Below are 11,085 nucleotides of genomic sequence, written 5' to 3'. Positions count from 1 at the left end.
AACGCTGTCCACACTCACGAACAGAACCAGGGCACACGTTTCCCATCGACTCGCATCGACGATATGGGCGGTGGTGGACGTGTCGAGCCGGTAGGAGACCAGTCCTGCGCCCCCGCGGTACTGCTGAAGCGGTGGTTGAGCCGCCACCGCGCCCCTTGGCCGGGCGAGAGGCGCACACGGCCCCCCGGGTGCCGTCGCACTCGTGCATGCGCACCACGTGCGCGGCGGAGGGCGCCCCCTGGGGGCGAAGTCGGCCGGGGCCGGTTCCGGCGGGCGGCCGCCTCCGCGTCGGCTCAGCAGGCTAGGCGTCGTCGAACTCCGGGACGCCGTAGGTGCCGACCGACACGCCCGTCCGGCGCACCTCGCCGCCGTCGTCATAGAAGCAGGTGGCGTCCTCCACCTCGGCCTCGGGTGCGGCGCGCACCACCTCGTCCATGTCGCACAGCACCTTCTCCGCGCCGGTGCGGTAGCGGAGCTGCTCCTGCACCGCCTCGCGCACCACCGGGCCCTCGGGCATGTCCTGCTGGTACTGCACGATGAAGCCCGAGGACTCGATGTCGACCGAGTAGTCGAACTCCTCGCCCATGAACGTGACCGTGCAGGTCGCCGACTCGCCCTCCTCGCCCGCGATGTCGGGGCAGGTGTACTCGGCGTCGGGGTCGGCCGTCATGGCGAAGGAGGAGATCTTCTCCAGGGCCTCGAAGGCGATGCGCTCGCTGAGCGGGGCGTCGTCGGCGGGCTCGTCGGGCAGCTCGTCCTCGTCCAGCTCCGGCCGCTCCTCGGGGACCTCGCCCTGCTCCAGCTCGCCGGGCGGCTGGGCCCCGGACGCGCCGGAGAGCTCCTCCTCAGCCAGCGCGGCCTGCTCGGTGGAGGGGGCGGGGCCGGGCTCCTGGGCGCCGCCCGCGCACCCGGCCAAGGCGAGCACGGCGCCGGCGGCGGCCGGAACGAGGGCGAAGCGGGGGATCCGCACTGCTTCCGCAAGCATCGTCGGGGGCATTCCTTACCGTGGGGTCGTCGGCGGCCGTGCCCGGCCGCGCACGAGAACACGGTGGCGGAGCCGCCGGGAGGGAATCTCCGACACATGATGCCATCGTTGGGACGCGCTCCGTCTTCGTCCCCCCGGCCCCGGCCCCCGGGCCCGTGCGCCCCGCCGGGTCAGTCCTGGCGGCCGATGCCCTCCTCGCGCAGCTTGGCGGCGGTGGCCTCGCGGCGCGCGAACACGTCCGCGGACATCTCGTTCATCTGCTTGAGGACCTTCTTGCGCGGGCGCGCGGCCAGCCGGTCGATGTAGAGCCGCCCGTAGGTGTGGTCGGTCTCGTGCTGCAGGCAGCGGGCGAAGTACCCGGTGCCCTCGATCTCCACCGGAGCGCCGTCCTTGTCGAAGCCGGTCACCCTGGCGTACTCGGCGCGCGGCAGCTCGGCGTGCGGGCCGGGCACCGACAGGCACCCCTCGTTCTCCACCGCCAGGGCGGCCCCGGCCCCGCGCTCGGCCAGCACGGGGTTGACGATGTGGCCGACGTGGCGCACGCCGTCGTCGTCGGGGCAGTCGTAGACGAACAGCCGCAGGTCCTCGCCGACCTGGTTGCCCGCCAGGCCGACGCCCTCGGCCGCGTACATGGTCAGGAACATGTCGTCGATGAGCGCGGACAGCTCGGCGCCGCCGAACATGGCCGGGTCCGCGTCCCTGTTCACCCGGTGCAGGACGTCGTCGCCGACGACGGTGATGGGGCGCACCCGGCCGCGGGCGGCCTCGGGCGCCGTCGCGGGGTAGTCGTCGACGGGCTCGCCCTGCACGCGCACCCGGGTGTCGACGGGGTGCTCGGGGGTGGACTGCTCGGACATGCGCTGCTCGCTCTTTTCCGCATCATCTGGTGGCCTTGGTGCGCAGGGGGTCGCCCGCCGCCGCGCAGACCTTCGCAAAATAGCATAAATTCCCAGGTCATGCGCGCGCTATCGGGGGCGGGGAGGCGCCCTGCNCCGGCGGGCGCCCGCCAATATGATCGTGCATATGGACCAACTCGCCGGGAAGCAGGGAACGTGGAGCTTCGACGACGGGAAGGTCGTCATCCAATACGCGGCCGGCTGGCTCGCACCCGCCCTGCACAAGGCGCTCGTGCGCTCCGAGGTGCCCATGGAGGCCATCGCCGGGGTGGAATTCCGCGCCCGCATGGGCGGCGCCAAGAAAAAGGGCTGGGAGCTGCGGCTGCGCCTGCACGAGCGCACCGACCCCTACAGTTTCGTCGGCGCCGCCCTTTCCCGGGACGAGCCCTTCCTGCTGACCGGCGACGCCAAGAAGGAACTGGTGGCCGAATACTACGCCGACCAGATCCGCTTCGCCGCCGAACAGGCCGGCAGGCCCGCCCCCGGCACCGCCACCCGGCTGGTGGCGGCGCTGCCGCTGCACATCCAGGTGCACGAGGGGACGGCGGCCTTCGACGGCTCGTCGCTGAGCCTGCAGTGGGCCGGGAACGCCTCCGGGCCCAAGCGGGCGCGGCAGCGCATGGAGTACCCGCTGGAGTCGATCGAGAAGGTGGAGTGGGTCCCCTCCGACGGGTGGGAGTACGGGCTGTTGCGGGTGGTCGAGCGCGGCGGCGGGGACCGCAAGGCCGTCAAGCCCGCCAAGGACCTGGCGTGCCTGCTGTTCGACGAGGGGGCCGAGCAGGGCAGGGCGCTGCTGATGGCGGCGACGGTGACCGCCTACCTGTGGGCCGCCGAGGACGGGGGCCGGGCGGCGGGCGAGCCGCCCATGGTCGATGGGCCCCCGGCGGGCGGAGCGCCGTCCGCCGCCGGTGAGGGCGCCCCGCCGCCGGAGGGCGAGGACCCCGACCCGCAGAGCCGCGTGATCTACGCCCGCATCCGCGAACTGGGGCGCCTGCACGCCGAAGGGCTGCTCACCGACGAGGAGTTCGGCGCCAAGAAGGCCGAGCTGCTGGACCGGCTGTGAGGTCCCCCGGCCCAGGGGGCCGGGGGCCGCGCGCCGCTCGCCGACCGGGTACCCGGTCTCATCGGCACCGGGCGGCCCCGCCCGGTGTCCGACCCGGCCCGGGCGGGGCCGACGCGCAGCGGCGGTGCCGCGGGGCCGGGTCGCGGCCACCGCGCTCGCGCAGGCCGCCGGGGATCCGCCGGTCCCCGCACGGAATGGCGCAGACGGCCTCGACGGCCGCCCGGGCCGGGTGAGACGCGATCCCGGCGGCGTCTCGCCCGGCCCGGTGTCCCCGCAGGTCGACCCCCGGTTCGGGCGGTATGGGACACCGGGGTCGGCCGCGGTTCACCGGCCGCGCCTCACCGGAGCGCCGCGACCGCCTCGACCTCGACGAGCTGGTCGTCGTAGCCCAGCGCCGCCACACCGAGCAGGGTGGCGGGGGCGTCGTGCCCGCCGAAGGAGGCCCGGACCACGTCCCAGGCCTCGACGAGGTCCTCCTGGCGGGAGGAGGCCACGTACACGGTGTACTTCACCACGTCGGTCAGGGCCGCCCCGGCCTCGTCCAGGGCCGCCTCCAGGTTGATGACGCAGCGGCGCGCCTGGGCCTGGAAATCGCCGGGGGCGACGGTGGAGCCGTCCACGTCCAGGGGGCAGGCCCCGGCGGTGTAGACGGTGCGCGCGGTGGTGACCGCCGCGTACGCGTAGTCGATGTCGTCGGTGAGTCGGTCGCTGGATCGGATCAGCTCGATGTGTTCGCTCATCGCGCCCGATCCTAGAAGGAGGGCCCGGCGCCGCCCCACCGGTTTTCCCGGCGGCCGGACCGGGCCCGCGGCCCCCGGCACCGGATCCGGCCCGCCCGCCTCAGCGGTACCAGCCGTTGCCCTGGGTGAAGCACCGCACCAGGTAGTCGCGGAGCGAGACCACCGCCAGGCGTCGGCGGTCGGTCTCGTGGTCCCACACGACGATGCCGGGGCCGTAGTCGGTGTGCACGTAGGCGAACTGGGGCCCCATGTCGCTGTCCCCGAAGAAGATCATCTCGTCGAAGGGGGCGTAGAGCTCCACGTAGTCGGGCTCGGAGCGCATGGCGAGGTTGTCCTCGACGAGCCGCTCGGCGTTCCACACCACGGCGTCGCCGTACTCGTTGTACACGCCGTCCGTCTCCCGCAGCAGGGAGGCCAGCTCGAAGGGCAGGGGAAGGGACAGGGCCTTCTCCACCTCGGAGAGCATCGCCTCGTCCGCCGGGGCCGCGGGTTCGGCCTCGGGATGAAGTTCACCGATCAGTTCACGCCACACAAGGTGAATCATCACAGGTCGGACCCGCACGCGGGAAACCGGCGGGCGCGAGTCCCCCGAATCCTCTCCGAGGAGCGGCCGATTCGCCCCCTTCGCCGGGGTGTGCGATGTGTCCTGTGTCGCTTCGGCACGCCGAGGGCGGCGAGCGGATGCGCCACCCCCTCCATGTGGAATATGGTGGCCTCGCCCTCCGTTGGAGGGGGTGCGGGCCGGTGCGGTAGCAAGTGTCCCCCGGGCTCCATTCATTGCCTTCGCGGAATACCGCGTCGGGCGCCTTCGGGCGACCCGGCGGCCTTCGGAGCCGCGTTGCGCCCTGCGCCGTGAGGCGACCGCCGTATCGGCCCGCACATACACACCACCCCGCCCTCAGGGCGGGGTCTTTTTGTGTCCGGGGGGTTCGCACGGCCGCCTCGGGCGCCCGACCTCCGGGTGCCTCGACCGGCGGCCTGCCCGTGGCGGCGTTCGCCGACGCGGTGGAGCCTCCCTCGCCGCACTCCGGTCGCCCTCGGCGATGACCACGGGGACACGCCCGCTGGTGATGTGTGGTCTCCGTCCGCCCAGGCCGACACGGCCGTCTCGGCCTCGGGGCGGCCCCGCGTCTGCGGTGGTGCCCTGACCGGAGCCTGTCGACGGGCGGCGGGCGGCCGCCCCTGGCGGCCATGGCCGCCGACTCGTCCACGGACACCATCCGGCCTCGACGCCGCTGCCGTCGGACGGTCCTCGCGGCGCGGGCCCTCTGCACGGTCGGCCGGGCCGCCCCCGCGGACCGCGGGTGCTCCGCCCCGCCCCGCCGCCTCCTCCCTCCTCCCGATTCCACCGACCGGTCCGGTTACGTACGAGAATCACCCGGCTCCGGGGAGTCGCGCACCGCGTACGCCTCCTGCTGCTGAATGGGACCGCCACAGCAGACGCCCCAGAGGAGGAACGACCATGTCCCCGGCCCGACGCTTCCCCGACCGCCCCGGCCCCGCCCGCCGCGCGGGGGCCGCCCTGGCGGGCGCGGCGCTGGCCCTCGCGCTCTCCCCCTCCCCCGCCCAGGGCCAGAGCTACCCCGGTTACACCGTGAGCCGCTACGTTCCGCTGAGCGGATCGGACTCCGACATCAGCGGCACCCGCTCGGCCGGGTGCGCGGAGGGCCGGGCGGGACGCAGCGGCCTGCGCGTGCTGTTCTTCGGCACCCAGGAGGCCGACGGCGACCTCCGCCAGCCGGGCACCAGCGCCGGGAGCCGCACCCCGCGCGTGCCCGCCGACCGGGCGGTGCGGGCCGCGGCCGCCTGGGCCGACGGTTTCCAGGACTGCGCCCCCGGGGACGCCGGGGCCGTCCTGGCCCTGGGCGTCAACAACAAGTCCGACGGGAAGGCGTCGGGGTCCGGCGCCGGGTCCGTCTGGGCCGACGTGGTCGACCGGGCCGACACGCGCATCTCCGACGGCCGGGTGACGGTGGCGGGCGCCGTGGACGCCGAGCCGGAGTGGTCGTCGGCGTCCTGGGCACGGGCGTGGGTCGACGCCTACACCTCGGGGTCCTCCACCCGGCTGTACGCGGCCAACTCCGCGGGCGGGTGCCCGCAGTACGGGTCCTCCGCCACGGCGTGCAACAACGGCTGGAAGCTGTCGGACGTGCACTACGTGTCGTCCGGGGCGTCGAGCCGGATCCACGCGGTCCCGCAGATCTACCGCACCGACGGGATCCAGGCCCGCCAGTGGGCGGCGGTCAGCGCCTGGGGCGCCGACCGGGGCAGGGGGCCGGTGCGGTTCGCGGGGTCGATGTCGCAGCGCATCGCCTGCAAGCAGCGCGGAGGGTGCGAGAGGACCGACAACACGGCCAAGGCGGCCTGGACGCAGCTGCGCGAGGAGCTGAACGCCCACCCGGAGACCCGCATCGGCGACCTGCCCTACGCGACCGATGTGCGGTGGCCGTAAGGCGGCGTGCGGGGCCGGTGCGCATGTCCCCTGAGGGCGGCGCGGAGCGGAGCGGAACGGCGCATGCCGGGGACATGAGGTCCCGGCGCACTCGGCGGCCGGTCCGGCCCCGCCGGTCCCCGCCCGCCCTTCGGGGACAGCGGCCGTCAATAGGCCAGTTCGGCCACCACCCCGCGGTGGTCGCTGCCGGGGACTTCGTGCACCTCGGCGCCGCGGGCCGCCATGTCCCGGTAGAAGACGTGGTCCAGCCGCACCATCGGCGCGGACGCGGGCCAGGTGAAGCCGGGCCCCCACCCGGCGGCGCGCTGGACCTCGTCGAAGCCGTCGAAGGCTTCCATGGCACGGTCCGTCGCGGCGGTGTTCAGGTCACCCGCGACCACCACCGGGCCGTCCCCTTCCGCTTCGGCGGCTGCGGCCAGGGCGCCCAAGGAGTCGTCGCGCTGGCCGACGGACCTGGGGCGCAGTGAGGCGACGTGGCCGACCAGAACCGCGACGTCGCCGCCGGGGGCGTGCACGGTCGCGCGCAGGCCGCGGGTCATCCCCACGGCGATGTCGAGCGGCGCGGTCGCATCGACGGGGTGGCGGCTCCACAGGCCCACGGTCCCCTGCCGGATCCATGTGCCGTCCGCGCCGAGCGCGCTGGAGGCGCATTCGGCGGGTCCGGCGACCTCTTCCACGGCCACCACGTCGGCGCCCCAGCCGGAGACCTCGCGCAGCGCCCCGCAGGGGTCGGGGTTGTCGGCGCCGATGTTGAGGGTGGCCGCGGTCAGTCGTCCGGCCCCCGTGTCCGAGCCGTTGGACGCGCCCAGGCCGGGGACGTAGGCAGGGACGAACAGCAGCGCCCACACCAGGGCGGAGAGGCCGATGACCGCCCCGCCCGCGCGGGAGCGGAGGAGGAGGGCCCCGAGGGCGGCCGGGAGGATGAGGACTCCGACCCAGGGCAGGCCGGAGTCGAGGAACACACCGGGGTCCCCGGGGATGAGCAGGCGCCCGGCCAACAGGAGCGCCACCAGGGCCCCTGTGCCGACGAGGACCGCATCACCGGCCCGCAGGCGTCTGGGGCGGGGTTTTCGGGGTGTTCTCTCGCTCATGGGGCTCATCCTGGGCTCGCCTCTTAAGAGCCGCGTGAGAACAGCGGCCCTAGGAGTGAGAGACAGGCCGCACCCATCGCGTTCGGCGTATCCGGGGAATCACGCCCTAGGCCAGCGGGACGTCGAGTCTTCGGCACCCCGGGAGGAACAGCGGCGGAGCAGCCAGGTACCCCGCTCACTCCTCCGGTTGGGCGCCGGGCCGGTGGGGTGGGGGTGGCGGGCGACGCCGAGCAAGGCCGGTGACTCTTGCCGCAGCGCCGTCCGGCGGCAGGCGCGCAGAGGGCCACCGGAGAAAGCGGCCACGGGGTCAGCCGGTACCCCGCTCACAGACCCGGCCAGGCGGCGGGTCGGCGGAGTGCGAGGAAGGGGCGGCGACGACGGAAGTCGGCGCCCCCTACGGCAGCGCCGTCGGCCGCCCCGCGTGTACACGGCCAACGAAGAAGGCAGCGACTGTCGAAACGAGGCGGTTCCCTTGGCCCCACCCGCCATCCACCATGGCCCCTAACGATCCGCACAGGCGGCTCGGCCGGTGCCCCGCTCACAGGCCCCGGCCGGGCGGCGGACCGCCGGCGTGCCAGGAAGAACGCGGAGACAACGCAGGTCGGTGCCCCATCCGGCGGCCCTGTCGGCCACCCGGCGTGTGCGTGGTCGCCGTGATGGGCGACGACGATCGGAGCGAGGCGGTTCCCCCGTCCCTGCACCAGGAGTTGCCGCCCTTCACGGTGACCACCCGCGCGCCCGACGCCCGACAGCGCTGCCGGGCAGGGCCGCCGACCTCCCTCGCCGCCGCACTCTCCGGGGGTCATCCGCAGGCAGGGCGGGCGAGAACGCTACCCCCGACCGATATACGGCATCCCCGTCGCCATCAGGGTCATCCACTGCACGTTGGCCTCCAAGGGCAGGGCCGCCATGTCCGCCACCGCGCGGGCCACGTAGGCCGCGTCGAACACCGGCTCCGGCGCGCGGCCCCCGTCGGCCTGGAGCGTCCCCGCCGCGATGCCCTCCGTCAGCTCGGTCGCCGCGTTCCCGATGTCGATCTGCCCGCACGCGATCCCCAGCGGGCGCCCCTCCAGCGCCAGCGACTTCGTCAGCCCCGTCAGCGCATGCTTCGTCGCCGTGTACCCCACCGACATCGGCCGCGGCACCTGCGCCGACACCGACCCGTTGTTGATGATCCGCCCGCCCCGCGGCTCCTGGCGGCGCATCCGCGCGAACGCCTCGCGCGCGCACCAGAACGCCCCCGTCAGGTTGACGTCCACCACCCGCCGCCACTCCTCGTCGCCGACCTCGTCCACCGCGGTCGGGGCGGGCATCGCGCCCGCGTTGTTGAACAGCACATCGACGCGCCCCCACCGCTCGTCGACGGCCCCGAACAGCGCCCGCACCGCGTCCGGGTCGGCCACATCGCTGCCCACCGCCGCAGCACGCTCGCGCTCGGCGGCCGCCGCGAGCTCGACCGTCTCCTCCAGCCGCTCCCGCCGGCGCCCCGCCAGGGCCACCGCGTAGCCGCGCCCAAGCAGCTCCAGCGCCACCGCGCGCCCGATCCCGCTCCCGGCGCCCGTGACGACCGCCACACGCCCTTCGCCCTCGCCCCGCTCCGGTGCCGCTGTGCCCATCGCCGTCCGCTTCCCTTCTCCGATCCGAGCCGCTCCGAGCCCGCGCCCCGTCACCGCAGGGCCGCGTGCTGCCGCGCATCCTCCCATGGGCAGCGCACGCCACCTCGCAGGGCACGGGCGCACGGGTGGGCGACGTGCCGCCGCCGCACGGCCGCGCGGGAAGGCCGCGCGCCGCCGCCGTACAGGGCGAGGTCGGGCGGGCGGCGGGGCGGGGCGGCCGGGATCCGCCGTCGCCGTCCCTTAGGGGAACCCCCGACAGGGGACCCCGCACCACTGCGCCCTGTCCTCACGCCCCGCCACAATGGAGCGAGCGGCCCGGTGCCCTGCGCCGACCGGCCGCCCGCCGTACCGCCGACACCGCCGAGGACACCGCCCATGATCCGCGTCGACCGCCCCGCCGCCACCGGACGCCTGTACCTGCTGGCGTGGTCGCTGCTGCTGGTCGCGCTGGCCGCCACCGGAGTGGTGCTGCTCGTCCTGTTCTCCGTGGCCATGGTCCTGACGGCGATCTGGATCGGCCTGCCCATCGCCGTGATGCTCACCCCCCTCATCCGCAGCCTGGCCGACACCTGCCGCCGCGTGCTCGGCCAGTTCCTCGACGAGGGCCCCATCCCCTCCCCCTACAGCCCGCTGCCGCAGGGCACCTTCCCCGCGCGCATCCGCGCCGTGTTCACCGACCCCGGAACCTGGCGCGACATGGCCTGGCTGCTGCTCAACGGCACCGTCGGCGTCATCGTCGCGGGCCTGCCCGCGGTGCTGGTCGCGCACGCCGTCTACCAGACCCTCTACGCCACCGTCCTGTGGCGGTTCGTGCCCGACCTGTACGGCCTGCCCGTGCAGAACCAGACCGAGGCCTTCGTCGCGCTCGTCCCGGCCGTCGTGGAACTGGCGGTGTTCTGGCGCGCGACCCCCGCCCTGCTGCGGCTGTACGCCCGGATGAGCCGCTGGCTGCTGGCCCCCACCGAGAAGGCCCGCCTGCACGCCCGCGTCGAGCACCTGGCCACCTCCCGCGCCGACACCATCGACGCCCAGGCCTCGGAGGTCCGGAGGATCGAGCGCGACCTGCACGACGGCGCGCAGGCGCGGCTGGTGGCCCTGGGCATGAGCCTGGGCATGGCCGAGGAGCTGCTCTCCCAGGACCCCGACACCGCCCGGCGGCTGCTGGCCGAGGCCCGCGAGGCCACCCGCCAGGCCCTCGACGAGCTGCGCGACCTGGTGCGCGGCATCCACCCGCCGGTGCTGGTCGAACGCGGCCTGGACGGTGCGGTGCGCGCGCTCGCGGTGTCCCAGCAGCTGCCCATCGACGTCGACATCGACCTCCACGGGCGCGCCCCCGACCCGGTCGAGTCGGCCGCCTACTTCGCGGTGGCCGAGGTGCTGACGAATGCGGCCAAGCACTCGGGCGCCTCCCAGGCGTGGGTGCGCATCACCCACGTGCACGGGCGGCTGATGATCCTGGTCGGGGACGACGGGCGCGGCGGCGTCGACGAGTCGGGGGGCTCGGGGCTGCGGGGCATCCGGCGCAGGCTGGATTCGTTCGATGGCACCATGAACATCGTCAGCCCGGCGGGCGGGCCGACGATCGTGACCATGGAGCTGCCGTGCGCGTTGTCATCGCCGAAGACCTGGCCCTCCTCCGCGACGGGCTGATCCGCCTGTTGGAGGCCCACGAGTTCACCGTCGTGGCTGCCGTGGAGAGCGGGCCCCAGCTGCGGGACGCGCTGGTGGAGCACCGCCCGGACGTGGCCGTGGTGGACGTGCGGCTCCCGCCGACCTTCACCGACGAGGGCCTGCAGGCCGCGATCGAGGCGCGCGGGCAGGTGCCGGGGCTGCCGATCCTGGTGCTGTCGCAGCACGTGGAGCAGCTGTACGCGCGCGAGCTGCTGTCCGACGACCGGGGGGCGGTGGGCTACCTGCTCAAGGACCGGGTGTTCGACGTGGGGCAGTTCCTCGACGCGGTGCGCCGGGTGGCCGGGGGCGGCACCGCGATGGACCCGGCGGTGATCTCCCAGCTGCTGGCCAAGCACGGGGACGAGGGGCCGATGGCGTCGCTGACCCCGCGCGAGCAGGAGGTGCTGGGGGAGATGGCCGAGGGCCGGTCGAACTCGGCGATCGCGGGGCGGCTGTTCATCACGGAGAAGGCGGTCTCCAAGCACATCAACAACATCTTCACCAAGCTGGACCTGCCGCCGTCGGGCGACGACAGCCGCCGCGTGCGCGCGGTCCTGGCGTGGCTGAACAA

The 11,085-nt window shown here is 74.5% G+C and carries 10 protein-coding genes; 4 read left to right on the top strand and 6 right to left on the bottom strand.

The features are described from left to right. Window positions 1–301 precede the first annotated feature (301 nt). Both D476_RS0117915 and def read right to left on the bottom strand, forming a co-directional pair. On the bottom strand, window positions 302–985 hold the full coding sequence (locus D476_RS0117915; protein ID WP_026123615.1) for a hypothetical protein: 684 nt from the start codon (window positions 983–985) through the stop codon (window positions 302–304). A 170-nt stretch (window positions 986–1,155) separates the two neighbouring features. Further along, on the bottom strand, window positions 1,156–1,842 hold the full coding sequence (gene def / locus D476_RS0117910; RefSeq protein ID WP_017625309.1) for a peptide deformylase: 687 nt from the start codon (window positions 1,840–1,842) through the stop codon (window positions 1,156–1,158). Between the two features lie 166 nt (window positions 1,843–2,008). On the opposite strand from def, the gene D476_RS0117905 reads away from it, so the two are divergent. Further along, entirely contained in the window at window positions 2,009–2,944 is a 936-nt protein-coding gene (locus D476_RS0117905) for a DUF4429 domain-containing protein (protein WP_017625308.1), read from the top strand. 338 nt (window positions 2,945–3,282) lie between these two features. Here the strand turns inward: D476_RS0117905 and D476_RS0117900 are convergent, their stop codons facing one another. Both D476_RS0117900 and D476_RS0117895 read right to left on the bottom strand, forming a co-directional pair. Continuing rightward, entirely contained in the window at window positions 3,283–3,684 is a 402-nt protein-coding gene (locus tag D476_RS0117900; RefSeq protein WP_017625307.1) for a RidA family protein, read from the bottom strand. Between the two features lie 100 nt (window positions 3,685–3,784). Further along, window positions 3,785–4,228 (bottom strand): SMI1/KNR4 family protein, encoded by a 444-nt coding sequence (locus tag D476_RS0117895; RefSeq protein WP_040726578.1) that lies wholly within the window; start codon window positions 4,226–4,228, stop codon window positions 3,785–3,787. Between the two features lie 918 nt (window positions 4,229–5,146). Here D476_RS0117895 and D476_RS0117890 point away from each other — a divergent pair. Beyond that, entirely contained in the window at window positions 5,147–6,136 is a 990-nt protein-coding gene (locus D476_RS0117890) for a hypothetical protein (RefSeq protein WP_017625305.1), read from the top strand. A gap of 146 nt (window positions 6,137–6,282) precedes the next feature. Here D476_RS0117890 and D476_RS0117885 read toward each other — a convergent pair whose 3' ends face one another. Together D476_RS0117885 and D476_RS0117880 are read right to left on the bottom strand one after the other, a co-directional pair. Beyond that, complete coding sequence (locus tag D476_RS0117885) at window positions 6,283–7,227, bottom strand: endonuclease/exonuclease/phosphatase family protein (protein WP_026123614.1); 945 nt, start codon at window positions 7,225–7,227, stop codon at window positions 6,283–6,285. 830 nt (window positions 7,228–8,057) lie between these two features. Beyond that, window positions 8,058–8,843: an SDR family oxidoreductase gene (locus tag D476_RS0117880; protein ID WP_017625303.1), complete on the bottom strand. Its 786-nt coding sequence runs from the start codon at window positions 8,841–8,843 to the stop codon at window positions 8,058–8,060. A 375-nt stretch (window positions 8,844–9,218) separates the two neighbouring features. Here D476_RS0117880 and D476_RS0117875 point away from each other — a divergent pair, with 375 nt between their 5' ends. Both D476_RS0117875 and D476_RS0117870 read left to right on the top strand, forming a co-directional pair. After that, window positions 9,219–10,493, top strand: a complete 1,275-nt coding sequence (locus D476_RS0117875) for a sensor histidine kinase (protein ID WP_017625302.1) — start codon at window positions 9,219–9,221, stop codon at window positions 10,491–10,493. Beyond that, on the top strand, window positions 10,445–11,085 hold a 641-nt coding region (locus D476_RS0117870; protein ID WP_017625301.1), incomplete at its 3' end, for a LuxR C-terminal-related transcriptional regulator. The genes D476_RS0117875 and D476_RS0117870, both read left to right, overlap by 49 nt.

It is taken from the genome of Nocardiopsis chromatogenes YIM 90109 (assembly GCF_000341185.1).
GTDB lineage: Bacteria > Actinomycetota > Actinomycetes > Streptosporangiales > Streptosporangiaceae > Nocardiopsis_A > Nocardiopsis_A chromatogenes.
Note: the sequence above shows the minus strand (reverse complement) of the source record. Positions and strands in the feature narration are given on the sequence as shown.